This is a genomic window from Streptomyces sp. NBC_00691, from assembly GCF_036226665.1.
Taxonomy (GTDB): Bacteria; Actinomycetota; Actinomycetes; order Streptomycetales; family Streptomycetaceae; genus Streptomyces.
In genome coordinates this window covers 4,082,803-4,107,132 of record NZ_CP109007.1, presented here as the reverse complement: position 1 = coordinate 4,107,132, position 24,330 = coordinate 4,082,803, and the positions used below count along the sequence as shown (strand labels likewise).

The window sequence follows — 24,330 nt, the reverse complement described above, 5'->3', positions numbered from 1 at the left end:
AGTGCCAGTCTGCAGAGACGAGGAAGAAACCCGTGAGCGACGTCCGTAACGTGATCATTATCGGCTCCGGGCCCGCGGGTTACACCGCTGCGCTCTACACCGCCCGAGCGTCGCTGAACCCCCTGGTCTTCGAAGGGGCCGTCACCGCCGGTGGCGCGCTCATGAACACGACCGAGGTCGAGAACTTCCCCGGCTTCCGTGACGGCATCATGGGCCCGGACCTGATGGACAACATGCGGGCCCAGGCCGAGCGGTTCGGCGCCGAGCTCATCCCGGACGACATCATCGCCGTGGACCTGTCCGGTGAGATCAAGACCGTCACCGACACCGCCGGCACCGTGCACCGCGCCAAGGCCGTCATCGTCACCACCGGCTCGCAGCACCGCAAGCTCGGCCTCCCCAACGAGGACGCTCTCTCCGGCCGCGGTGTCTCCTGGTGCGCCACCTGCGACGGGTTCTTCTTCAAGGACCAGGACATCGCCGTCGTCGGCGGCGGCGACACCGCGATCGAGGAGGCCACCTTCCTCTCGCGCTTCGCCAAGACGGTCACCATCGTCCACCGCCGGGACAGCCTGCGTGCCTCGAAGGCCATGCAGGAGCGCGCCTTCGCCGACCCGAAGATCTCCTTCGCCTGGGACAGCGAGGTCACCGAGATCCACGGTGAGCAGAAGCTCAGCGGCCTGACCCTGCGCGACACGAAGACCGGCGAGACCCGTCAGCTCCCGGTCACCGGCCTCTTCATCGCCGTGGGCCACGACCCGCGGACCGAGCTCTTCAAGGGCCAGCTGGACCTCGACGAGGAGGGCTACCTCAAGGTCGCCGCCCCGTCGACGCGCACCAACCTCACGGGTGTCTTCGGCGCCGGCGATGTCGTCGACCACACCTACCGTCAGGCCATCACGGCCGCCGGCACCGGCTGCTCCGCCGCGCTGGACGCCGAGCGCTTCCTGGCCGCACTCGCCGACAGCGAGAAGCTGGCCGAGACCCCTGCGGTCTGACCCCGTCTCTCCTCACCCACACCCCGCGAGATCAAGGAGGCCGCTGTGGCCCTGAAGACTGTGACCGACGCTTCCTTCGAAGAGGACGTCCTCAAGAGCGACAAGCCCGTCCTGGTGGACTTCTGGGCCGAGTGGTGCGGCCCGTGCCGCCAGATCGCCCCGTCGCTGGAGGCCATCGCCGCCGAGCACGGCGAGATCGAGATCGTGAAGCTCAACATCGACCAGAACCCGGCCACGGCCGCCAAGTACGGCGTCATGTCCATCCCGACGCTCAACGTCTACCAGGGCGGCGAGGTCGTGAAGACGATCGTCGGTGCCAAGCCGAAGGCCGCCATCCTGCGCGACCTCGAGGGCTTCGTCGAGCCGAGCAAGGCCTGACGCTCCGGCGTCTGTTTCACGTGAAACCGTGAAGCGGACGCAGCGTTTCACGTGAAACAGAACGGCCCGCCCCTTCGGGGGCGGGCCGTTCTCATGTCCCGAGCGGACCGGCTTCGTGTCCCGAGCTACAGAGGACGCAGGACGGGTTCCTTCTGGACCGCGCCGAGGAGCCGGTCGAGCGCCATCTCGACGTCCTCCTTCCAGGAGAGCGTCGTCCGGAGTTCCAGCCGCAGCCTGGGGAAGGCCGGATGCGGCCGCACCGTCTTGAAGCCCACCGCCAGCAGATGCTCGGCCGGCAGCACACAGGCCGGCTCCTTCCACCGGGCGTCACCGAACGCCTCGATGGCCTTGAAGCCCCTCCGCAGCAGATCCTTGGCCACGGTCTGTACGACCATCCGGCCGAGCCCCTGCCCCTGATATCCCGGCATGATCCACGCAGTCATCAACTGCGCGGCATCGGCCGCGACAGGGCTCGTGGGGAAGGCGATGGAACGCGGCACATAGGCCGGGGGAGCGTAGAGGACGTAGCCGACGGGCACCTCGTCGACATAGACCACACGGCCACAGGAGCCCCACTCCAGGAGAACGCCCGAGATCCAGGCCTCCTTCTCCCGCTCCGCCCGCCCGGCCTTCACCGCGGCTTCCCCGCTGACCGGGTCGAGCTCCCAGAACACGCAGGAGCGACACCGCTTGGGCAGATCCGGAAGGTTGTCCAGCGTGAGCGGTACGAGCCGACGCCCCACGGCCGCGCCTCACTTCCCTCGCGATCGAGTACGGATACGCCTCCTGGAATCGTATCGATCGGCCGATCGGGACGACACCGCTCACAGGCAAAGGGCGGGCTGTGTTCCGGTGATCCCGGAACACAGCCTGCCCTCAGCGACCTTGGACAGCGGCAGGCGTCAGCCCTCCGCCCCCTTCTCGGTGCTCTTCTGGTCCATGACCCGTCCCTCACCGGGGGCCAGGGTCGCCAGGATCCGGTCCAGATCCTCCACCGAGGCGAACTCGACGACGATCTTTCCCTTCTTCTGTCCCAGGTCGACCTTCACCCGGGTCTCGAAGCGGTCCGAAAGACGGGAGGCGAGATCCGTGAGCGCGGGCGAGACGCGGCCACCGGCACGCGGCTTCGTCGGCTTCACCGCATCGCCGGGCTCCTCGGAGCCCATGAGGCTCACCATCTCCTCGACGGTACGCACCGAGAGACCCTCGGAGACGATCCGGTACGCCAGCTTGTCCTGGGCCTCCGGGTCGTCGACACCGAGCAGCGCCCGCGCGTGGCCGGCGGAGAGCACTCCGGCGGCGACCCGGCGCTGCACCGGCGGAGAGAGGCGCAGCAGTCGCAGCGTGTTGGAGATCTGCGGGCGGGACCGCCCGATCCGCTCCGCGAGCTGATCGTGGGTGCAGCCGAAGTCCTTGAGCAGCTGCTCGTAGGCGTGGGCCTCTTCGATCGCGTTCAGCTGGGCGCGGTGGAGGTTCTCCAGGAGCGCGTCCAGGAGCATCTTCTCGTCGTCGGTATCCCGGACGATCGCCGGGATCCGCTCAAGGCCCGCTTCCTTGGACGCCCGCAGACGCCGCTCACCCATGACCAGCTCATAGCTGTCGCCATCGGTCTTGCGCACGACCACGGGCTGGAGGAGGCCGACCTCCTTGATGGAGACGACGAGTTCCGCCAGGGCGTCCTCGTCGAAGACCTCACGCGGCTGGTGCCGGTTGGGAACGATGGAGTCGAGCGGAAGCTCGGTGAAGTAGGCACCCGCCGGGGGCTCCGGCCGGACCGCCGACTCGGCGTCGTTCCATGACGGAGCCGATTCCGGGGACTGCGCACTCTGCGGGAGGGACGCCAGCTTCGCGGCTGCCACCCCCCGGTCCGAGGGCATGCCGGGAGCCGCACCGGGCGAGACCACGCCCACGCCGCCCGACGGCGACTGCCGTTCCTGGGGAGCAGCGGGAATCAGCGCACCGAGCCCACGCCCCAATCCCCTACGTCGCTCACTCACTGGATCCCCTCCGACATGCTGCGCTGGTGGTTCTGATGCCCGGCATGGGCGTGCTGCGGGTCGTAGTGCACGGCGGCCCCCCGCAGGGCGATCTCCCGCGCCGCTTCGAGATACGACAGGGCACCACTGGAGCCCGGGTCGTAGGTGAGGACCGTCTGCCCGTAGCTCGGTGCCTCCGAGATGCGGACGGACCTCGGGATGCTGGTCCGCAGCACCTCCTCGGCGAAGTGGGTACGCACCTCGTCGGCGACCTGGGAGGCGAGCCTCGTCCGGCCGTCGTACATGGTGAGCAGGATCGTCGAGACATGGAGCGCCGGGTTGAGGTGCCCCCGGACCAGGTCGACGTTCCGCAGAAGCTGGCCGAGCCCCTCCAGGGCGTAGTACTCGCACTGGATCGGGATCAGCACCTCGGCTCCGGCCACCATGGCGTTGACCGTGAGGAGACCGAGCGAGGGCGGGCAGTCGATCAGGATGTAGTCGAGCGGCTGCTCGTAGGCCTGGATCGCCCGCTGAAGGCGGCTCTCACGGGCCACGAGCGACACCAGCTCGATCTCCGCGCCGGCGAGGTCGATGGTGGCGGGGGCGCAGAACAGGCCCTCGACATCCATGACCGGCTGCACGACTTCGGAGAGCGGCCTGCTGTCCACGAGAACGTCGTAGATCGAAGGGACCTCGGCGTGGTGGTCGATGCCGAGCGCCGTGGAGGCGTTGCCCTGCGGGTCGAGGTCGATGACCAGGACCCGGGCACCGTGCAGGGCGAGGGACGCGGCAAGGTTGACCGTCGTGGTCGTCTTACCCACGCCGCCCTTCTGATTGGCGACCACCATCACGCGAGTCTGTGCCGGGCGGGGAAGTCCCTCACCGGCACGACCCAGGGCCTCTACTGCCAGCTGGGCAGCACGACCAATGGGGGTGTCGTCCATCGGGGGCGGTGTTTCACGTGAAACATCCTCCCCCACCGATTCGGTTCGGGGACCGGGGACCGGATCGGTCATCGGTCCCGCGATGTTGGCGTCGGACCGCAAGGATTCACTCTCCTCGGCTTCAGGCTCGCGATGGGGAGAGCCTGCCATGCTTTCGGGGTCGTGAACCAGCGAGGCCGGTGGTTCTGTGGGTGAATCCACCTCTGTGGACATCTCCGTAACCCTCGCGGGTGGGTTCACGCGGGGTCTACGGTCCCGGGGCGCGGCAGCCGCGCGACCGCGGCTGATGATCCCCTGCAGCAGTGAGCGACGTTTCACGTGAAACACCATGCCCCTGCTGCACGGCCGGGACCGCTCGACACTCCGAAATGGTACGAATGCGACGCTCAGCGGCGTCGGCGGGTCTTGCTCGTCCGGGCGGCCTTGGCACGCTTGGCGGCGAACCGCACACCACCCGGGCTCTCTCCGACCTCCACCCGGACCACCGTGGACAGCGGATCGACGATCCCCTCGCCCACCTGCATCACGGAGGTCTCCACCACACCGAGGCGGGAGAGCGCGGCACGAGCGCCGATGATCTCCTCCTCCGCGGTGTCGCCCTTGAGCGCCAGCATCTCCCCGTACGGGCGCAGCAGGGGAACTCCCCAGCCGGCCAGGCGGTCGAGCGGTGCCACCGCGCGGGCCGTCACCACGTGCACGGGCGTGATCTTGCCGAGCATCTCCTCCGCGCGTCCCCGGACCACGGTCACATGGTCGAGGCCGAGCAGTTCGACGACCTCCTGGAGGAAGTTCGTCCGGCGGAGAAGCGGCTCCAGGAGCGTGATCTTCAGGTCGGGCCGGACCAGAGCCAGCGGGATGCCGGGAAGCCCGGCGCCCGAGCCCACGTCGCAGACGGTGACGCCCTCGGGGACGACCTCGGAGAGGACGGCACAGTTCAGCAGGTGGCGCTCCCACAGCCGCGGGACCTCGCGCGGTCCGATCAGACCACGCTTCACACCCGCGTCCGCGAGGAGCTCCGCGTACCGAACGGCCTCCGGGAAGTACTCACCGAAGACTGTCCGCGCCTGCTCCGGAGCCTCGGGGAGCTCCGCTTCCTCCGTCACGGGAACCGTCCTTCCGTACCGCCCGCATCCTGTGCGGGCGCACTGTGGTGGCTGACTATCAGGCTGACAAAGATCGGCCCCGCCTGCGAACAGACGGGGCCGAGACTACGTGAGGGTTCAGGCCGGGAGAACGACGACGAAGCGCTGCGGCTCCTCGCCCTCGGACTCGCTGCGCAGACCGGCGGCGGCGATCGCGTCGTGCACGACCTTGCGCTCGAACGGCGTCATCGGGTCCAGCTTGACCGGCTGACCGGTGGACTTCACCTCGCCCGCGGCCTTGGCGCCGAGCTCGGCGAGCTCGGCACGCTTCTTGGCGCGGAATCCGGCGATGTCGAGCATCAGGCGGCTGCGGTCACCGGTCTCCCGGTGCACGGCCAGCCGGGTCAGCTCCTGGAGCGCCTCCAGGACCTCGCCGTCACGGCCCACGAGCTTCTGCAGCTCACGAGCCGAGTCGCTGATGATCGAGACCGCGGCCCGGTCCGCCTCGACGTCCATGTCGATGTCGCCGTCGAGATCGGCGATGTCGAGCAGGCCCTCGAGGTAGTCGGCCGCGATCTCACCCTCCTGCTCCAGGCGGGTCAGGGTGTCGCCACCCTCGGCGGCGGCGGAGGTGGTGCCTTCCGTCACGGATGGACTCCTTCTTGCTTCGGCGAGGCTTACTTCTTGGAGGACGGGTGCTTGGGCCGCTGCTGGCCCTTGCGCTGTCCGGACTTGCCCTGCTGGCGAGACCCTCCGGAGTTGGCGCGGGGACGCGCGGGCTTGTCGCCCTGCGCCTCGTCCTTGGGCTCTTCCTTGGCGGCGGTCTTGGCCGAACCCTCGGGCTTCTTCTCGAGCGAGGTGGTCGGCGCCTCTTCGGCGGCCGGCTCGGAAGCGTCCTCGGTGTCCTTCGCAGCGGAGTGCTGGGCGGCGGCGGCGTGGCGCTGGGCCTTGGTCTGGCGCTTGGGCTGCTGGCGCCTGGCGGCGGGACCGCCCTCGGCGTCGACCACGAGCGTGTCGCTCTTGATCACGGTGCCGTCGGCCTGGGCGGCGAAGCCGGCCTTGCTCAGACCCGCGAAGAAGCGGCGCTCATTCTCGTTGCGGTCGCTGCCCTTGGCGACGATGACCTTGACGATGGTCTTCCGGCGACGGCCGCGGACCTCTTCGTGCTGCGTGATGCTCTTCAGCAGACGCTGCAGGTAGGAGTCCTGAGCCTTGCTGCCCGGGGTCGGGTTCTGGTTGATCACGTACATCTGCTGGCCCATGGTCCACACGTTGGTGGTCAGCCAGTAGACGAGGACACCGACGGGGAAGTTGATGCCCATGACGGCGAAGATCACCGGGAAGATGTACATGAGCATCTTCTGCTGCTGCATGTACGGGGTCTTCACGGAGAGGTCGACGTTCTTCATCATCAGCTGGCGCTGGGTGAAGAACTGCGAGGCCGACATCATGACGATCATGATCGCGGTGACGATGCGGACCGAGGTCAGCGAGGCGTCGAGAGCGGCGACCTCGGCGGCGGAGTCCGTGAACTTCGACGCGAGCGGGGCACCGAAGATGTGGGCCTGACGGGCGCTGGCGAGCAGCGAGTCGTCGATGACGCCGATGGTCTTGCCGGAGGCGATGCTGGACAGCACGTGGTACAGGGCGAAGAAGAACGGCGACTGCGCCAGGATGGGAAGGCACGAGGAGAGCGGGTTGGTACCCGTCTCCTTGTACAGCTTCATCATCTCTTCGGACTGACGCTGCTTGTCGCTCTTGTAGCGCTCCTGGATCGCCTTCATCTTCGGCTGGAGCGCCTGCATGTTCCGCGTCGACTTGATCTGCTTGACGAACAGCGGGATCAGACAGATACGGATCAGCACCACGAGGGACACGATGGACAGGCCCCAGGCCCAGCCCGTGTCAGGGCCGAAGATCGCCCCGTACACCTTGTGGAACTGGACGATCACCCATGAGACAGGTGTGGTGATGAAGCTGAACAGACTGGCAATCGTGTCCACTAATCAGGCTCCTTGAGCATTGGGCGAGGTCTCTGCGGCCGGGCTCGTCTCGGCGGTGGACCCGCCCTTGTCGCCGCGCAGCGCGTTCCTCAGCATTTCGTGCCAGCGGGGGCGCTTACGCGGGGGGACATGGTCCACACCACCGGGCGACCACGGGTTGCACCGCAGGATGCGCCAAGCGGTCAGGGCCGTGCCTTTGATCGCGCCATGCCGGTCGATGGCCGTGAATCCGTAGTGGGAACACGACGGGTAGTACCGGCAGACGGGCCCGAGAAGCGGGCTGATCGTCCACTGGTACAGCTTGATGAGAGCCAGCAGCGGGTACTTCATCGCGCGCCCCCTCCCAGCAGCCGCTGAAGAGCGGCGTCCAGGTCTCGGGCCAGCTGTGCGTGTTCGGCGTCGCCGGCTCCGGGCAACGCCCGTACGACCACCAGGCTACCGGGGGGCAGCCCGGTGAGCCGGTCGCGGACGAGGTGGCGCAGACGACGCTTCACTTGGTTGCGTACGACGGCACCGCCCACGGCCTTGCTCACGACGAAACCCGCACGTGCCGGGGGAGCGCTCTCCCCAGGCGCGTGCGGGTTCGTTGCACCGCTGCGTAGATGTACGACGAGGAGCGGGCGACCGGCCCGGCGACCTCGGCGTACCGCGGTTGCGAAGTCCTCGCGCCGCCTCAGCCGATTCTCGGTAGGCAGCACGTCATGACCTGTTAAGCAGATCAGGCGGACAGCTCAGTGCGACCCTTGGAACGGCGGTTCGCAAGGATGGCTCGGCCGGCACGCGTACGCATCCGCAGGCGGAAGCCGTGGGTCTTGGCGCGACGACGGTTGTTCGGCTGGAAGGTGCGCTTGCTCACTCGGGGGCTCCAGAAATGATTCGTAGATGGCGGGACATCGCCTGGCTGTCACCGTGCGCCCACGAGTAGCTCGCAATACGCCCGAGTGCACCGCTACACGTTCACAGACCGTGATCTTTGCCCATCGGAGGCAGGCGGCAGCAGCCATCGACAACTCGACCTGGTCACGGTACGCGCGGCTACGCCATCCGGTCAAACCGACCTGTCGCCACCTCCCATTGTGCACAGGCTGTGGACAACAACTTGAACCACGTCAGCCGCCACGACTACCGTGGTTGGACTCCACAATCTTTTCCGTTCTGTCCTTACCTGTCCTCATGGATCTGTCCTCACGGACATCGACCCACCGTCCCCCGAGAACCACACCATCAGGGGACCCGCGAGAAAGCGTGCCCTGTGGCTGACGTACCTGCTGATCTTGCCGCAGTGTGGCCACGCGTCCTGGAGCATCTCCTCGCGGAGGGCCAGCAGGGGATCGAGCCCAAGGACAAGCAGTGGATCGAGCGCTGCCAGCCTCTCGCCCTGGTCGCCGACACCGCACTGCTCGCCGTGCCCAACGAATGGGGCAAGCGCGTCCTCGAAGGCCGGCTCGCGCCGCTGATCAGCGAGACCCTCAGCCGTGAGTGCGGCCGCCCGATCCGGATCGCGATCACCGTCGACGACTCCGTCGGCGAGCCGACCCCGCCGGCGCCCCCGCTCCAGCAGTCGCAGCAGCCACGCTACGACGAGCGCCAGCAGCCCGAGCCGTACGACAAGTACGACGGGGGCTACGGCCACCGGCCGATGCCCGACGACGGGCTGCCCACCGCCCGCCCGGCCTACCCGGACTACTCGCAGCAGCGCCCCGACCCGGGGGCCTGGCCGCGCACCCAGGAGGACCTGTCCTGGCAGCAGCCCCGGCTGGGCGGCTACCAGGAGCGGCCCCCCTACACGGGCCCGACCGGCCCCGAGCAGTCCCGGCCGTCGCGGTACGACGAGCCGCCCCGCGGCTACGAGCAGCAGCGGCCCGAGCGCGCCGAGCTGCCCGATCCGCAGAACCACGGCGCCCGTCCCGGTCCCCGGCCCGGCGGCCCGGGGGGCGGGGGCCACAGCGGCCACGGTTCCCCGTCTGCGCAGGGCTCCGGCGCACCTGGTGAGCAGCACGCGCGGCTGAACCCCAAGTACCTCTTCGACACCTTCGTCATCGGTTCCTCGAACCGCTTCGCGCACGCGGCCGCGGTCGCGGTGGCCGAGGCGCCGGCGAAGGCGTACAATCCGCTCTTCATCTACGGGGAGTCGGGCCTCGGCAAGACCCATCTGCTGCACGCGATCGGGCACTACGCGCGGAGCCTCTACCCGGGCACGCGCGTGCGGTACGTGAGCTCGGAGGAGTTCACCAACGAGTTCATCAACTCGATCCGCGACGGCAAGGGCGACGCCTTCCGCAAGCGCTACCGCGATGTGGACATTCTCCTCGTCGACGACATCCAGTTCCTCGCGAGCAAGGAGTCGACGCAGGAGGAGTTCTTCCACACCTTCAACACCCTCCACAACGCGAACAAGCAGATCGTGCTCTCCTCGGACCGGCCGCCCAAGCAGCTGGTGACCCTGGAGGACCGGCTCCGCAACCGGTTCGAGTGGGGTCTCACCACCGATGTACAGCCGCCGGAGCTGGAGACGCGTATCGCGATCCTCCGCAAGAAGGCGGTGCAGGAGCAGCTCAACGCCCCGCCGGAGGTCCTGGAGTTCATCGCGTCCCGTATCTCGCGGAACATCCGTGAGCTGGAGGGCGCGCTGATCCGGGTGACGGCCTTCGCGAGCCTCAACCGGCAGCCGGTGGACCTCGGGCTCACCGAGATCGTCCTCAAGGACCTGATCCCGGGCGGCGAGGACTCGTCGCCCGAGATCACCGCGCCGGCCATCATGGCGGCCACCGCCGACTACTTCGGTCTGACGGTGGAGGACCTCTGTGGATCGTCGCGCAGCCGCGTCCTGGTGACGGCCCGGCAGATCGCCATGTATCTGTGCCGCGAACTCACGGACCTGTCGCTGCCGAAGATCGGCGCGCAGTTCGGCGGCCGTGACCATACGACAGTCATGCACGCGGACCGGAAGATCCGCGCGCTGATGGCGGAGCGGCGCTCCATCTACAACCAGGTCACGGAGCTGACCAACCGCATCAAGAACGGCTGACGGCCGGCTGCGGCCGGCCTCCGAAGGGCGCCCCGGGACACCTCCCGGGGCGCCCTTCGGCTTCTCCAGGAGCCGTCGTAAGGCCGTCCACAGGCCCCTCCGGAACCGTTCCCGAGCGCTCCGCGAGCCTTCCGGGAGCCCGCTCGGAGCCCTCCCGGAGCGCTCGCGACCACCGGTCGGGACCTCGTAGGGGGGACGGGCTGTTCGATTACTCCGTTCCGGTGGCGGGTTCTCCACAGATTGCGGGATGATCTCCCGTCCACAGGGTGGGGACTGTCGAGTTATCCGGATTGTGTCCACAGGCCGGAGTACTGACAGATCATCACCCCAGGTCAGACCCTTGTGGAATTGTTGGTAAAAGATCTCCACAGGCTGTGGACAGAACTTTCGTCCACAGGGGGTCCCGAAAGTTGTCCACCGGCCACCCACAGGGGGAGGTCCGTTGCCCACAGCTTCTCCACACCCCTGTCCACTGTTCGGCAACGAATCGCCCGCCCTCACCGCGTCGAGTGAAAGCCGTCACACCAAGGAGGACGGTTGGGCTGTGGGGAACGTGGGTAAAGCTGGGGACAGCGCTGGGGAGAACTCCCCGTGGCCTGTGTACCGGGTGTGCAGAACTTTTGGGTGTCCACAGAGAACCCCAGTTGTCCACCGGCTCCACCCACAGGCGCAGTGGACAAAAAACCGGGCCTGACCTGCGAAAACGACGTTATCCACCGTTTCCACAGGCCCTACTACTACTCCCACATAGAGTTAGCTAGGAATCCGCTTCGAAGTGGGACCTGTGCACAACTCGGCGCCGGAGCTCCGACGCGCTCTTGTCGCGACTTGACCCCGAGCAGCACCGAGTGTCCGCGGCGTACGTCAGACTGGTTCCCGCAGTCGACGAAGAGCCAGCAACAAGCAGGAGGCGGTTCCGGTGAAGATCCGGGTGGAGCGCGACGTACTTGCCGAGGCGGTGGCCTGGGTGGCCCGCAGCCTCCCGGCCCGTCCGCCGGCCCCCGTGCTCGCTGGCCTTCTGCTGAAGGCCGAGGACGGCGCGCTGAGCTTCTCGAGCTTCGACTACGAGGTCTCGGCCCGTGTCTCCGTCGAGGCCGAGGTCGAGGAGGACGGCACCGTCCTGGTCTCCGGCCGGCTGCTCGCCGACATCTGCCGCGCCCTCCCCAACCGGCCGGTGGAGATTTCCACAGACGGTGTACGGGCGACCGTGGTCTGCGGCTCCTCCCGCTTCACCCTCCACACCCTGCCCGTGGAGGAGTACCCGGCGCTGCCGGAGATGCCCACCGCGACCGGCACCGTCCCCGGCGAGGTCTTCGCCTCCGCCGCCGCGCAGGTGGCCATCGCCGCCGGCCGTGACGACACGCTGCCCGTGCTCACCGGTGTGCGCATCGAGATCGAGGGCGACACGGTCACCCTGGCCTCCACCGACCGCTACCGCTTCGCGGTCCGCGAGTTCCTGTGGAAGCCGGAGTCCCCGGACGCCTCCGCGGTCGCCCTGGTGCCCGCGAAGACCCTCCTGGACACCGCCAAGGCGCTCACGAGCGGCGACACGGTCACCCTGGCGCTCTCGGGCTCCGGCAAGGGCGAGGGCCTCATCGGCTTCGAGGGCGCGGGCCGCCGCACCACCACCCGTCTCCTCGAGGGCGACCTGCCGAAGTACCGGACGCTCTTCCCCACCGAGTTCAACTCGGTGGCGGTCATCGAGACCGCGCCGTTCGTCGAGGCCGTCAAGCGCGTGGCCCTGGTGGCCGAGCGCAACACCCCGGTCCGGCTGAGCTTCGAGCAGGGCGTGCTGATCCTGGAGGCCGGCTCCAGCGACGACGCACAGGCTGTGGAGCGTGTCGACGCCCAGCTGGAGGGCGACGACATCTCGATCGCCTTCAACCCGACCTTCCTGCTGGACGGCCTGAGCGCGATCGACTCCCCGGTCGCCCAGCTCTCCTTCACGACCTCCACCAAGCCGGCGCTGCTGAGCGGCAGGCCGGCCGTGGACGCCGAGGCGGACGAGGCGTACAAGTACCTGATCATGCCGGTGCGCCTCAGCGGCTGAGCCGACCGACGTCGTCTCTTCGGGGCCATCGCCTGAGCGGCTGACCCCACAGGTGTGCACCCGGGTCCGGGCGTAGGCTCGGATCCGGGTAAACCGCACACGACGCTTAAGGAATCTCTGATGGAGCTCGGTCTCGTCGGTCTCGGCAAGATGGGCGGCAACATGCGTGAGCGCATCCGCCGCGCAGGCCACACCGTCATCGGATACGACCGCAATCCGGACCTCGCCGATGTCCACAGCCTCGAGGAGCTTGTGGGCAAGCTCAAGGGGCCCCGTGTCGTGTGGGTCATGGTCCCGGCCGGTGCCGCGACCCAGTCCACCATCGACGAGCTGGCCGACCTGCTCTCCCCCGGCGACATCGTCGTGGACGGCGGCAACTCCCGCTGGACGGACGACGAGAAGCACGCCGAGGAGCTGGCGGCCAAGGGCATCGGCTTCGTCGACTGCGGCGTCTCCGGCGGCGTCTGGGGCCTGGAGAACGGCTACGCGCTGATGTACGGCGGCTCCGCCGAGGACGTCGCGAGGGTCCAGCCGATCTTCGACGCGCTCAAGCCCGAGGGCGAGTTCGGCTCCGTGCACGCCGGCAAGGTCGGCGCCGGCCACTTCGCGAAGATGGTCCACAACGGCATCGAGTACGCGATGATGCAGGCCTACGCCGAGGGCTGGGAGCTCCTGGAGAAGGTCGACTCCGTCACCGACGTGCGCGAGGTCTTCCGCTCGTGGCAGGAGGGCACGGTCATCCGTTCCTGGCTGCTCGACCTCGCGGTGAACGCCCTCGACGAGGACGAGCACCTGGACCAGCTGCGCGGCTACGCGTCGGACTCCGGCGAGGGCCGGTGGACGGTCGAGGCCGCCATCGACAACGCCGTCCCGCTGCCGGCGATCACCGCCTCGCTGTTCGCGCGGTTCGCCTCCCGCCAGGACGACTCCCCGCAGATGAAGATGATCGCCGCGCTGCGCAACCAGTTCGGTGGCCACGCGGTCGAGACGAAGAAGTAATCCACAGGCTGTGCACCCCGCGGTGCACAGCCGCCGGGGGAAGAAGGTCGGCGCCCAACCATGCACGTCACGCATCTCTCGCTGGCCGACTTCCGCTCCTACGCCCGGGTCGAGGTCCCGCTCGACCCGGGCGTCACGGCTTTCGTGGGCGCGAACGGCCAGGGCAAGACCAATCTGGTCGAGGCCGTCGGCTATCTCGCGACCCTTTCCAGCCACCGCGTCGCCTCCGACGCCCCGCTCGTCCGCATGGGCGCGGAGCGCGCGGTGATCCGGGCCGCCGTCACCCAGGGCGAGCGCTCCCAGCTGATCGAGCTCGAACTCAACCCGGGCCGGGCCAACCGCGCCCGTATCAACAGGTCCTCGCAGGTCAGACCGCGTGACGTGCTCGGAATCGTACGGACCGTCCTGTTCGCGCCCGAGGATCTGGCCCTGGTGAAGGGCGACCCCGGCGAGCGGCGGCGCTTCCTCGACGAGCTGATCACGGCGCGCACGCCGCGCATGGCCGGCGTGCGTTCCGACTACGACCGCGTGCTCAAGCAGCGCAACACCCTCCTGAAGTCCGCGGCGATGGCCCGCCGGCACGGCGGCCGGGGCATGGACCTGTCCACGCTCGACGTATGGGACCAGCACCTGGCGCGGACCGGGGCCGAGCTGCTCGCTCAGCGGCTCGACCTGATCGCCGTACTGCAGCCGCTCGCCGACAAGGCGTACGAGCAGCTCGCGCCCGGTGGCGGACCGATCCTGCTGGAGTACCGGCCCTCCGCGCCGGGCACCGGACACACCCGCGAGGAGCTGTACGCACAGCTGATCGCCGCGCTGGCCGAGGTGCGCAAGCAGGAGATCGAGCGGGGCGTCACCCTCGTCGGACCCCACCGCGACGAGCTGCTCCTCAAGCTGGGCGAGCTGCCGGCGAAGGGGTACGCAAGCCACGGAGAGTCCTGGTCGTACGCGCTGGCGCTGCGGCTCGCCTCGTACGACCTGCTGCGGTCCGAGGGCAACGAGCCCGTCCTCGTCCTCGACGACGTCTTCGCCGAGCTGGACGCGCGCCGGCGCGAGCGCCTCGCGGAGCTGGTCGCGGGCGGCGATCAGGTCCTGGTGACGGCCGCTGTGGACGACGACGTACCTGGGGTGCTCGCGGGGACGCGGTACCAGGTGGCCGGAGGGACGGTGGAGCGCGTATGAGCGAGGAAAAGCTTCCCCAGCCTGTGGACACACCTCCGGCTCCGTCCGTTCCCGAGGCCTCGGGGGTGGATCTCGCGCGGGTCGCGCTGCGCGCCGCCAAGGAACAGGCGAAGGCCAAGGGCGCTGCCGCCCAGCAGAAGAAGCAGGCCCGGCGCGGGGGCGGCCTGCGCTCCGGCGCGCGCGCCGACGGGCGCGACCCGATGGCGCTCGGCGCCGCGATCAACCGGCTGATCACCGAGCGGGGCTGGGAGGCACCGGCCGCGGTCGGCGGGGTCATGGGCCGCTGGCCGCAGATCGTCGGCGAGGACCTGGCCAAGCACTGCGTACCCGTGAAGTACGACGACGAGCCGGACGCGCGGGTGCTGACCGTGCAGTGCGACTCGACGGCATGGGCCACGCAGCTGCGGCTGCTGGCGCCCACGCTGGTGGCACGGCTCAACGAGGACCTCGGGCACGGCACCGTCCGGATGATCAAGGTGCTCGGGCCCGGCGCGCCCCGGCGCGGGTACGGCCCGCTGCGGGCGCCGGGATCCGTGGGGCCCGGAGATACCTACGGGTAGGGGCGCGCGGCCGGGTTCCCGGGGTGTGGGCGAGGCCACGGGGCACCGTGCGGTGGGGCGTTGTACCCACCTGTTCCTCCCTGCGGAACGGATGCCCGCGACGGGGGACGCCCGCATGCCCACAGCGAGGCATCGGGCCGAAGCGCTGGGTGGCCGTCAGGGGGCTCTGGAGCCCCTGTCCGGATATGGGGAGTCGTTTGGCTCCCGCTCAGGGCGGCACATGCGGACTCAGGCACCGGCAAACCCCCATGACTGTCGGCGCTACCGGTAGACTGGGAGACAATCCCGCCACCCTGCGGAACAAGTCGAACGACGCAGCCGCTCCCGTATGCCCGGAGAACGGCCTGTGCTGTGCCAGAAAGGGCGCTTCGTGGCCGATTCCGGCGACCCCAACGAGAACAACCAGTACACCGCCAGCAACATCCAGGTCCTCGAAGGCCTGGATGCCGTGCGCAAGCGCCCTGGCATGTACATCGGCTCGACCGGCGAGCGCGGTCTGCACCACATGGTGCAGGAGGTCGTCGACAACTCGGTCGACGAAGCCCTGGCCGGCCACGCCGACACCATCGACGTGACGATCCTGGCCGACGGCGCCGTGCGCGTCATCGACAACGGCCGAGGCATCCCGGTGGGCATCGTGGCCTCCGAGGGCAAGCCGGCCGTCGAGGTCGTGCTCACCGTCCTGCACGCGGGCGGCAAGTTCGGCGGCGGCGGCTACGCCGTCTCCGGCGGTCTGCACGGTGTCGGCGTCTCGGTCGTGAACGCCCTGTCCACCAAGATCTCCGTCGAGATCAAGACGGACGGCCACCGCTGGACGCAGGACTACAAGATGGGCGCCCCGACCGCGCCCCTCGCCCAGCACGAGAAGACCGACGAGACCGGCACCTCGGTCACCTTCTGGGCCGACCCGGACATCTTCGAGACGACCGAGTACTCCTTCGAGACGCTCTCGCGTCGCTTCCAGGAGATGGCCTTCCTCAACAAGGGCCTGACGATCACGCTCACCGACGAGCGCGAGTCCGCCAAGGCCACGGTCGGCGCCGACGACCCGGACGCCGAGGCGGCCGCCGAGCCGCCCGCGCGCACGGTGAAGTACCACTACGAGGGCGGCATCGTCGACTTCGTGAAGTACCTCAACTCGCGCAAGGGCGAGCTGGTCCACCCCACCGTGATCGACCTGGAGGCGGAGGACAAGGACAAGGCCCTGTCCCTCGAGGTCGCGATGCAGTGGAACAGCGGCTACAGCGAGGGCGTGTACTCCTTCGCCAACATCATCCACACCCACGAGGGAGGCACGCACGAAGAGGGCTTCCGTGCCGCGCTGACCTCGCTGATCAACAAGTACGCGCGCGACAAGAAGCTGCTCCGCGAGAAGGACGACAACCTCACGGGCGACGACATCCGCGAGGGTCTGACCGCGATCATCTCGGTCAAGCTGAGCGAGCCGCAGTTCGAGGGCCAGACCAAGACCAAGCTGGGCAACACGGAGGTCAAGACCTTCGTCCAGCGGGCAGTCTACGAGCACCTCAACGACTGGCTCGACCGCAACCCGCTCGAGGCCGCGGACATCATCCGCAAGTCGATCCAGGCCGCCACCGCGCGCGTGGCCGCCCGCAAGGCGCGCGACCTGACCCGCCGCAAGGGTCTGCTGGAGTCGGCGTCGCTGCCGGGCAAGCTGTCCGACTGCCAGTCGAACGACCCGGCCAAGTGCGAGATCTTCATCGTCGAGGGCGACTCCGCCGGCGGCTCGGCCAAGTCCGGCCGCAACCCGATGTACCAGGCCATCCTGCCGATCCGGGGCAAGATCCTGAACGTCGAGAAGGCCCGGATCGACAAGATCCTGCAGAACACCGAGGTCCAGGCGCTCATCTCGGCCTTCGGCACCGGTGTGCACGAGGACTTCGACATCGAGAAGCTCCGCTATCACAAGATCATCCTGATGGCGGACGCCGACGTCGACGGTCAGCACATCAACACCCTGCTGCTGACCTTCCTCTTCCGCTTCATGCGACCGCTGGTCGAGGCCGGTCACGTCTACCTCTCCCGCCCCCCGCTCTACAAGATCAAGTGGGGCCGGGACGACTTCGAGTACGCGTACTCGGACCGGGAGCGGGACGCGCTCGTCGAACTCGGCAAGCAGAGCGGCAAGCGGATCCGGGAAGACTCGATCCAGCGCTTCAAGGGTCTCGGCGAGATGAACGCCGAGGAGCTGCGCGTCACCACCATGGACGTCGAGCACCGCGTACTCGGCCAGGTCACCCTGGACGACGCCGCGCAGGCCGACGACCTGTTCTCGGTGCTGATGGGCGAGGACGTCGAGGCACGCCGCTCGTTCATCCAGCGCAACGCCAAGGACGTTCGCTTCCTCGACATCTGAGTCGGTCTCAGCTGACCGTACGAAAGGACTGACGACCAGCAATGGCCGACGAAACCACCCCGACCGGGACCACCGAAGAAGAGCCCGTGCTGCGCATCGAGCCCGTCGGGCTCGAGACCGAGATGCAGCGCTCGTACCTCGACTACGCGATGTCCGTCATCGTGTCCCGCGCGCTGCCCGACGTACGGGACGGCCTCAAGCCCGTCCACCGTCGCGTGCTGTACGCGATGTACGACGGCGGCTACCGGCCCGAGAAGGGCTTCTACAAGTGCGCCCGCGTCGTCGGTGACGTCATGGGTACGTACCACCCGCACGGCGACTCCTCGATCTACGACGCGCTCGTCCGCCTCGCCCAGCCCTGGTCGATGCGCATGCCGCTCGTCGACTCCAACGGCAACTTCGGCTCCCCGGGCAACGACCCGGCCGCCGCCATGCGTTACACCGAGTGCAAGCTCATGACGCTGTCGATGGAGATGCTCCGGGACATCGACGAGGAGACCGTCGACTTCCAGGACAACTACGACGGCCGCAACCAGGAGCCGACGGTCCTGCCGTCCCGGTTCCCGAACCTGCTGATCAACGGCAGCGCCGGCATCGCCGTCGGTATGGCCACCAACATCCCGCCGCACAACCTCCGCGAGGTCGCGGCCGGTGCGCAGTGGGCGCTGGAGCACCCCGACGCCAGCCACGAGGAGCTCCTCGACGCGCTGATCGAGCGGATCAAGGGCCCGGACTTCCCCACCGGCGCGCTCGTCGTCGGCCGCAAGGGCATCGAGGAGGCGTACCGCACCGGCCGTGGCTCGATCACGATGCGCGCGGTCGTCGAGGTCGAGGAGATCCACAACCGCCAGTGCCTGGTGGTCACGGAGCTGCCGTACCAGACCAACCCGGACAACCTCGCGCAGAAGATCGCCGACCTGGTCAAGGACGGCAAGATCGGCGGCATCGCCGACGTCCGCGACGAGACCTCGTCCCGGACCGGTCAGCGCCTCGTCATCGTGCTCAAGCGCGACGCCGTCGCCAAGGTCGTCCTCAACAACCTGTACAAGCACACCGATCTGCAGACGAACTTCGGCGCGAACATGCTGGCGCTCGTCGACGGCGTGCCGCGCACCCTCTCGCTGGACGCGTTCATCCGCCACTGGGTGACGCACCAGATCGAGGTCATCGTGCGCCGGACGAAGTTCCGGCTGCGCAAGGCCGAGGAGCGCGCCCACATCCTGCGCGGTCTGCTCAAGGCGCTCGACGCGATCGACGAGGTCATCGCGCTCATCCGGCGCAGCGACACGGTCGAGGTCGCCCGCGGCGGCCTGATGGACCTGCTCCAGATCGACGAGATCCAGGCCAACGCGATCCTGGAGATGCAGCTCCGCCGGCTCGCCGCCCTGGAGCGCCAGAAGATCGTCGCGGAGCACGACGAGCTCCAGGCCAAGATCAACGAGTACAACGCGATCCTGGCCTCGCCCGAGCGCCAGCGCTCGATCGTCAGCGAGGAGCTGGCCGCGCTCGTCGAGAAGTTCGGCGACGACCGCCGGTCCAAGCTCGTGCCCTTCGACGGTGACATGTCCATCGAGGACCTGATCGCCGAGGAGGACATCGTCGTCACCATCTCGCGCGGTGGCTACGTGAAGCGGACGAAGACCGAGGACTACCGCTCGCAGAAGCGCGGCGGCAAGGGCGTGCGGGGCACGAAGCTCAAGCAGGACGACATCGTCGACCACTTCTTCGTCTCCACCACCCACCACTGGCTGCTCTTCTTCACCAACAAGGGCCGGGTCTACCGCGTCAAGGCGTACGAGCTGCCCGACGCCGGCCGGGACGCCCGCGGCCAGCACGTGGCCAACCTGCTGGCCTTCCAGCCGGACGAGCAGATCGCCCAGATCCTGGCGATCCGCGACTACGAGGCCGCGCCCTACCTGGTGCTCGCCACCAAGGCCGGCCTGGTCAAGAAGACCGCGCTCAAGGACTACGACTCGCCGCGTTCCGGTGGTGTCATCGCGATCAACCTCCGCGAGACGGACAACGGCGCCGAAGGCACCGCCGACGAGCTGATCGGGGCCGAGCTGGTCTCGGCCGAGGACGATCTGCTGCTCATCAGCAAGAAGGCGCAGTCGATCCGCTTCACCGCCACCGACGACGCGCTGCGTCCGATGGGACGTGCCACATCGGGCGTCAAGGGGATGAGTTTCCGAGCTGACGACGAACTGCTCTCGATGAATGTCGTCCGGCCCGGTACGTTCGTCTTCACCGCGACCGACGGCGGGTACGCGAAGCGCACCCCCGTCGACGAGTACCGCGTCCAGGGCCGTGGCGGCCTCGGTATCAAGGCCGCCAAGATCGTGGAGGACCGTGGCTCGCTCGTGGGCGCGCTGGTGGTCGAGGAGACGGACGAGATCCTCGCCATCACGCTGTCCGGCGGTGTGATTCGTACGCGAGTCAACGAAGTCAGGGAGACCGGCCGTGACACCATGGGCGTCCAGCTGATCAACCTGGGTAAGCGTGATGCCGTCGTCGGCATCGCACGGAATGCCGAGGCCGGCAGCGAGGACGACGACATCGACGAGACAGTCGACGCCGAGGGCGCCGTGGAGGCGGCCGAGGCAGCGGTGGTCGAGACCGTCGTGGTCGAGACCGAGGCAGTCGAGGGCACGGAGCCCTCGGCCGGGGAGCACGAGGAGTAAGAGCGTGAGTGGAGCCACGGGCGCCGGATCGGCGGCCGCCGGAGCTTCTGCTGGTGCTGGAGCGAACGGCGCCCGTGGCTCCGCCACGGACTCCCAGGGGGTTGCGGTGACGGACACTCGAGGGCAGCAGTCCTCGTACGAGAGTTACAACGGGCCGCTGCCCGGCGAGCGCACGGGTGCGCAGCAGCCGGGCGGGCCCTACCACCCGCCGCAGGCGTACGGCGCTCCGGCGTCGGGCGGTACGGCGGGTGGCCAGACCGGTGCCGTGCGCCGGCCGCGTACGGGGGCCCGCACGACGCCCCGTACGCGCAAGGCGCGGCTGCGGGTGGCCAAGGCCGACCCGTGGTCGGTGATGAAGGTGAGCTTCCTGCTCTCCATCGCGCTGGGCATCTGCACGATCGTCGCCGCGGCGGTGCTGTGGATGGTCATGGACGCCATGGGCGTCTTCTCGACGGTCGGCGGCACGATCAGCGAGGCCACGGGCTCGAACGAGTCCAACGGCTTCGATCTGCAGTCGTTCCTGTCGCTGCCGCGGGTGCTGATGTTCACCTCGGTGATCGCCGTGATCGACGTGGTCCTGATGACCGCGCTGGCGACGCTGGGCGCGTTCGTCTACAACCTGTCGGCCGGCTTCGTGGGTGGCGTGGAGCTCACGCTCGCCGAGGACGAGTGACGGCCGGATGACCTGCGAGGGGGCCGGTCGGTTACCGATTTTGGGACTGGCCCTCTCGTGCGCTAATGTTCAGGAGTCAGCGCGCGGGACACACACCGCAGAGCGCGGCGGGGCTATAGCTCAGTTGGTTAGAGCGCATCCCTGATAAGGATGAGGCCACAGGTTCAAATCCTGTTAGCCCCACAGTATCGATCGACCCGGACGGTTACTCCGTCCGGGTCGATTTGTTTGTCCGGGAGCCTTGGAAGGTTTGAACCTCGTACAGGTCACCGATCGGTATCGGTCGATGTGTAGAGTGGGCGTCAGAAGTCTCCTACGTCAACGAAAGACGAGGTCGCGCGGTGAAGAAGCTTCTCCTGGTCGCACTGGCCGCCATCGGCGGGCTCCTCGTGTACCGCCAGATCCAGGCGGATCGCGCCGAGCAGGACCTGTGGACGGAGGCGACCGACTCCGTGCCCGCAGGTTCCGGTGTCTGAGACGAAAACCGTCTGTGGGTGAAGCCCCGGCCGCGCGAGAGCGGGCCGGGGCTTCCCTTTTGCCTGAGCAAATTGTCGACTTGCTTGAGTGAAGAGGAGCAGCGCGTGAAGACGCAGGCCGGCTTCGGCCGGAGGGCGGGGGCCCTGATCACGGCGGCCGCGGCGGTGGGAGCGGTCGTGGCGCTTCCCGGGCAGACGGCGGCCGCGGCCGCCGGTGGTGCGATCCCGCCGTACACCTTCGACAGCTCGGCCCAGCGCGTCCAGGGCGCGGCCTCGAGCTCGGACGCCGTGGAGCTGAGGACCGGACAGACCTACCGCGACACGCTCAAGAGGAACGGCAAGGTCTACTACCGGGTCAACCTCGATCAGCAGAACGCGTACGTCTCCGTCGTCGCGGTGCCCAAGGCCGGTGGCAAGGCCGAGTACGGCGACGGCTTCAAGGTGAGCATGCAGGACGGCTCCGGCACCGAATGCGGCTACCAGCGGACGAACTTCTCCTCCGGCGAGTACACCCGGCCGCTCGCCGCCTACGCCCGCCGCATCGTCGACGCCGACAGCTCCACCTGCCAGCGCGCCGGCGCCTACTACGTCCTCGTCGAACGCGAGTCGAAGGCGAGCACGGACGACTGGGAGCTGGAGATCCGCTACGCGCCCGAGCCCGTGCTGAAGAAGGCCGGCCCGACCAAGCTCCCCGAGGTCTGGGCCTCCGGCACGCCAGGACCGCCCGCGGGAGGCCCCCGGCCGCGCCAGGGCGGCTCCGGCGTCCACGACGCCGCCTCGCTGACGCAGGGCGAGTGGCGGTCCGACATCCGGCCCGGGCAGACGCTCTTCTACCGGGTTCCCGTCGACTGGGGACAGCAGCTCTTCGCCACGGCCGAACTCGGCAGCAGCGCCACCGGCGACGAGTACATCGGCCACGCCCTGGTCCTCTCGCTGGAGAACCCGGCGCTCGGCCACGTCGACGAGAACACCGTCAGCTACAGCGGGAAGCCCGCGACGCTCGCGCTCGACGCGCTGCGGCCGGTGGCCCACGAGAACCGCACCTCGTACGACGAGGCCACCAGCGGGATGCGCTTCGCCGGCTGGTACTACCTGTCGGCCACGCTCAACCCGGCGATGGCCCAGGAGTACGGGGACAAGACCGTGCCGCTGACCCTGCGGATCTCCCTCCGGGGCGACGCGAAGCCGGGGCCCGGGTACGCCGGTGACCCGGGGCGGTTCAGCGTGACCGCCGACGACAAGGAGGCGGCGGAGAAGGGTGTCTCCGGGGCGCAGGCGGCCTCCGGGAGCGACTCCATGCGGGTCGTCGCGGCGGCCGGGATCGGCAGCGGGACGGTGCTGCTGCTGGGCCTCGGCGGATGGACGCTGGTGGCACGGAGGCGGGCGGCTTAAGGGGCCGGGGGCCGGGCCTTCCGCGTCGCCGCCGGCGGACCGACCCGGGCGGCTCGGGAGGCTCGGGTCTGGGCGGCTCGGGTCTGGGCGGCTCGGGAAGCTCAGGTCTGGGCGAGTGCCCAGAAGCCGACCGCGAAGCAGACCAGTGCGAGCAGCAGGACCGGGATCGTCACCTTCGGGGGCGGTCCCGGTCGGCGTACGGGGGCAGGGGCCGGGGACGCCGCCGGGGCTCCCGCGGGGGCCGTGTGCTGCGCGGGAACCTGAACCGGTCGAGCGGTGTATGGATGAGTAGGGGCTTGTCCGTACGGCACCGCGGAGGTCGGTGCCCGGTCGAAGGAGGGGGTCGGGTGGCCGACCGGCGGGGGGAGGTGGAAGCTGCCCGTCTCGGAGGGGCCGGGCAGTGGCGCGGGTGCCGCGGCCGTGGAGGCGAGCGGGGCCGTGGCCGGAGTGACCGGGTGCTGGGGGCGGTAGTGCGGCTGTGGGGGCTGCTGGGGCTGTTGCCGAGGCGGTACGGGCGTGGTGGCGGGCGTCGGGACGGTGCCGGGTGCGGCGGCCGTGGAGGCGCTCACCGGGCCGCCCAGGGCGGCCGCGGGCGCGTCGCCGACCGGGGCGGCGGGGGATACGGGGGCGGCGGGCCCGAAGGCTCCCGTCGGGCCCTCGGGGCCGAAGCCGGACGGCAGGGGGCCGAGTTGGTCGAAGATCTCGACCGGCTCCTCGTCGGGGCCCGGCTCGGGAAGCATGTCGACGGCGGCGGTCAGGGCCTTGCGCGCGCCCGTGGCGGTCCGGAAGCGGGCCTGCGGATCGGGCTGCAGCAGACCAGCGAGCACCTGCCACAGGGGCTCCGGAACGCCCTCTGGGGCGCCGGGAGTGCCGTGCGTGAGGAAGTGCCCGACCAGAGCCTGCGAGTCCGGCTTGCGGCCCTGGAGCAGATAGAGGGCGACCAGGCCGACGGCGAAGAGGTCGGCGGTGAAGTCGGGTTCGGCACCGAGGAGCTGCTCGGGCGCGAAGTATCCGGGCGTGCCCACCACGTAGTTGGTCTCGGTGAGGCGGGGCTCGCCCTTGCGCATGGAGATGCCGAAGTCGGACAGCCGCAGATGCGGCCGCCCGGTCCCGGTGACGTCCATCAGGATGTTCGCGGGCTTGATGTCGCGGTGCACGACCCCCTCGGCGTGCACCGTGGCCAGGCCCGAGAGCAGCTGGTCGAGCAGGATGCACACGAACCGGGGCGGCAGCGCGCCGTAGTCGCCGATGACGTGCGCCAGAGACCCGCCGGCGACCAGGTCCATGGTGAACAGGACCTTGTCGTCGTCGGCGGCCCAGCTGGCCGGGGCGAGGACGTGCGGATGGTCGATCCGCAGCGCCTGCTCGCGGACGAAGCGGAGCAGCGTGTGCGCGTCGCTCTGCAGGAGCACCTTGGCCGCCACGTAGCGGCGGCGTCGGTGGTCCCAGGCGCGCCACACGGCGCCCGCCCCGCCCCGTCCGATCGGGTCGACCAGTTCGTACCGCCCGGCGAATACCTCACCCATCGTGC

22 protein-coding genes and 1 tRNA gene are annotated in these 24,330 nt (G+C 69.1%); 13 read left to right on the top strand and 10 right to left on the bottom strand.

Features of this window, described 5'->3' with window-relative positions:
* Nucleotides 1–32 precede the first annotated feature (32 nt).
* Together trxB and trxA are read left to right on the top strand one after the other, a co-directional pair.
* Nucleotides 33–998 (top strand): thioredoxin-disulfide reductase, encoded by a 966-nt coding sequence (trxB, locus tag OG392_RS18500; RefSeq protein WP_329280769.1) that lies wholly within the window; start codon nucleotides 33–35, stop codon nucleotides 996–998.
* Nucleotides 999–1,043: 45 nt separating this feature from the next.
* A complete protein-coding gene (gene trxA, locus OG392_RS18495; RefSeq protein ID WP_329280767.1) occupies nucleotides 1,044–1,376 on the top strand; it encodes a thioredoxin in 333 nt (110 codons plus the stop codon).
* A gap of 125 nt (nucleotides 1,377–1,501) precedes the next feature.
* Here the strand turns inward: trxA and OG392_RS18490 are convergent, their stop codons facing one another.
* The 9 genes from OG392_RS18490 to rpmH form a co-directional block, all read right to left on the bottom strand.
* Entirely contained in the window at nucleotides 1,502–2,119 is a 618-nt protein-coding gene (locus OG392_RS18490) for a GNAT family N-acetyltransferase (protein ID WP_329280765.1), read from the bottom strand.
* Nucleotides 2,120–2,278: 159 nt separating this feature from the next.
* Complete coding sequence (locus tag OG392_RS18485; protein WP_329280763.1) at nucleotides 2,279–3,373, bottom strand: ParB/RepB/Spo0J family partition protein; 1,095 nt, start codon at nucleotides 3,371–3,373, stop codon at nucleotides 2,279–2,281.
* A complete protein-coding gene (locus tag OG392_RS18480; protein ID WP_329280760.1) occupies nucleotides 3,370–4,446 on the bottom strand; it encodes a ParA family protein in 1,077 nt (358 codons plus the stop codon). Before OG392_RS18480 ends, OG392_RS18485 begins: the two co-directional genes overlap by 4 nt.
* A 236-nt stretch (nucleotides 4,447–4,682) precedes the next feature.
* Nucleotides 4,683–5,399: a 16S rRNA (guanine(527)-N(7))-methyltransferase RsmG gene (gene rsmG / locus OG392_RS18475; protein ID WP_329280758.1), complete on the bottom strand. Its 717-nt coding sequence runs from the start codon at nucleotides 5,397–5,399 to the stop codon at nucleotides 4,683–4,685.
* Nucleotides 5,400–5,516: 117 nt separating this feature from the next.
* Nucleotides 5,517–6,026: a Jag family protein gene (locus OG392_RS18470; RefSeq protein ID WP_030321234.1), complete on the bottom strand. Its 510-nt coding sequence runs from the start codon at nucleotides 6,024–6,026 to the stop codon at nucleotides 5,517–5,519.
* Between the two features lie 29 nt (nucleotides 6,027–6,055).
* A complete protein-coding gene (yidC, locus tag OG392_RS18465) occupies nucleotides 6,056–7,381 on the bottom strand; it encodes a membrane protein insertase YidC (RefSeq protein WP_329280755.1) in 1,326 nt (441 codons plus the stop codon).
* Nucleotides 7,382–7,384: 3 nt separating this feature from the next.
* A complete protein-coding gene (gene yidD / locus OG392_RS18460) occupies nucleotides 7,385–7,711 on the bottom strand; it encodes a membrane protein insertion efficiency factor YidD (RefSeq protein WP_015034858.1) in 327 nt (108 codons plus the stop codon).
* Complete coding sequence (gene rnpA / locus OG392_RS18455) at nucleotides 7,708–8,079, bottom strand: ribonuclease P protein component (RefSeq protein WP_329280753.1); 372 nt, start codon at nucleotides 8,077–8,079, stop codon at nucleotides 7,708–7,710. The genes yidD and rnpA overlap by 4 nt, the downstream gene beginning before the upstream one ends.
* A gap of 20 nt (nucleotides 8,080–8,099) precedes the next feature.
* Nucleotides 8,100–8,237 carry a 50S ribosomal protein L34 gene (gene rpmH, locus OG392_RS18450; protein WP_079045023.1) on the bottom strand — a complete coding sequence of 46 codons (138 nt, stop codon included), beginning with the start codon at nucleotides 8,235–8,237 and terminating at the stop codon, nucleotides 8,100–8,102.
* Nucleotides 8,238–8,633: 396 nt separating this feature from the next.
* Between rpmH and dnaA the strand changes: the two genes are divergently transcribed.
* The 11 genes from dnaA to OG392_RS18395 all read left to right on the top strand — a co-directional run bounded on the left by dnaA (nucleotide 8,634) and on the right by OG392_RS18395 (nucleotide 22,799).
* The gene (dnaA, locus tag OG392_RS18445; protein WP_329280749.1) at nucleotides 8,634–10,409 is read left to right on the top strand and encodes a chromosomal replication initiator protein DnaA; all 1,776 of its coding nucleotides are present in this window, start codon (nucleotides 8,634–8,636) and stop codon (nucleotides 10,407–10,409) included.
* Nucleotides 10,410–11,328: 919 nt separating this feature from the next.
* On the top strand, nucleotides 11,329–12,459 hold the full coding sequence (gene dnaN, locus OG392_RS18440) for a DNA polymerase III subunit beta (RefSeq protein ID WP_125664301.1): 1,131 nt from the start codon (nucleotides 11,329–11,331) through the stop codon (nucleotides 12,457–12,459).
* A gap of 120 nt (nucleotides 12,460–12,579) precedes the next feature.
* Nucleotides 12,580–13,458 (top strand): phosphogluconate dehydrogenase (NAD(+)-dependent, decarboxylating), encoded by an 879-nt coding sequence (gene gnd, locus OG392_RS18435; protein WP_030321240.1) that lies wholly within the window; start codon nucleotides 12,580–12,582, stop codon nucleotides 13,456–13,458.
* A 60-nt stretch (nucleotides 13,459–13,518) separates the two neighbouring features.
* A complete protein-coding gene (gene recF, locus OG392_RS18430) occupies nucleotides 13,519–14,640 on the top strand; it encodes a DNA replication/repair protein RecF (RefSeq protein ID WP_329280745.1) in 1,122 nt (373 codons plus the stop codon).
* Nucleotides 14,637–15,200 carry a DUF721 domain-containing protein gene (locus OG392_RS18425; protein WP_329280743.1) on the top strand — a complete coding sequence of 188 codons (564 nt, stop codon included), beginning with the start codon at nucleotides 14,637–14,639 and terminating at the stop codon, nucleotides 15,198–15,200. Before recF ends, OG392_RS18425 begins: the two co-directional genes overlap by 4 nt.
* Before the next feature lie 346 nt (nucleotides 15,201–15,546).
* On the top strand, nucleotides 15,547–17,577 hold the full coding sequence (gene gyrB / locus OG392_RS18420) for a DNA topoisomerase (ATP-hydrolyzing) subunit B (RefSeq protein ID WP_329280741.1): 2,031 nt from the start codon (nucleotides 15,547–15,549) through the stop codon (nucleotides 17,575–17,577).
* 41 nt (nucleotides 17,578–17,618) lie between these two features.
* Nucleotides 17,619–20,258, top strand: coding sequence for a DNA gyrase subunit A (gyrA, locus tag OG392_RS18415; protein ID WP_329280739.1), 2,640 nt, complete (start codon nucleotides 17,619–17,621; stop codon nucleotides 20,256–20,258).
* A 106-nt stretch (nucleotides 20,259–20,364) separates the two neighbouring features.
* A complete protein-coding gene (locus OG392_RS18410; RefSeq protein ID WP_329280737.1) occupies nucleotides 20,365–20,931 on the top strand; it encodes a DUF3566 domain-containing protein in 567 nt (188 codons plus the stop codon).
* Nucleotides 20,932–21,040: 109 nt separating this feature from the next.
* Nucleotides 21,041–21,114 (top strand) — tRNA-Ile (locus OG392_RS18405).
* Between the two features lie 158 nt (nucleotides 21,115–21,272).
* Nucleotides 21,273–21,407 carry a DLW-39 family protein gene (locus OG392_RS18400; RefSeq protein WP_003958712.1) on the top strand — a complete coding sequence of 45 codons (135 nt, stop codon included), beginning with the start codon at nucleotides 21,273–21,275 and terminating at the stop codon, nucleotides 21,405–21,407.
* 105 nt (nucleotides 21,408–21,512) lie between these two features.
* Nucleotides 21,513–22,799 (top strand): hypothetical protein, encoded by a 1,287-nt coding sequence (locus OG392_RS18395; protein ID WP_329280735.1) that lies wholly within the window; start codon nucleotides 21,513–21,515, stop codon nucleotides 22,797–22,799.
* Nucleotides 22,800–22,900: 101 nt separating this feature from the next.
* Here the strand turns inward: OG392_RS18395 and OG392_RS18390 are convergent, their stop codons facing one another.
* Nucleotides 22,901–24,325, bottom strand: coding sequence for a serine/threonine-protein kinase (locus OG392_RS18390; protein WP_329280733.1), 1,425 nt, complete (start codon nucleotides 24,323–24,325; stop codon nucleotides 22,901–22,903).
* Nucleotides 24,326–24,330 lie beyond the last annotated feature (5 nt).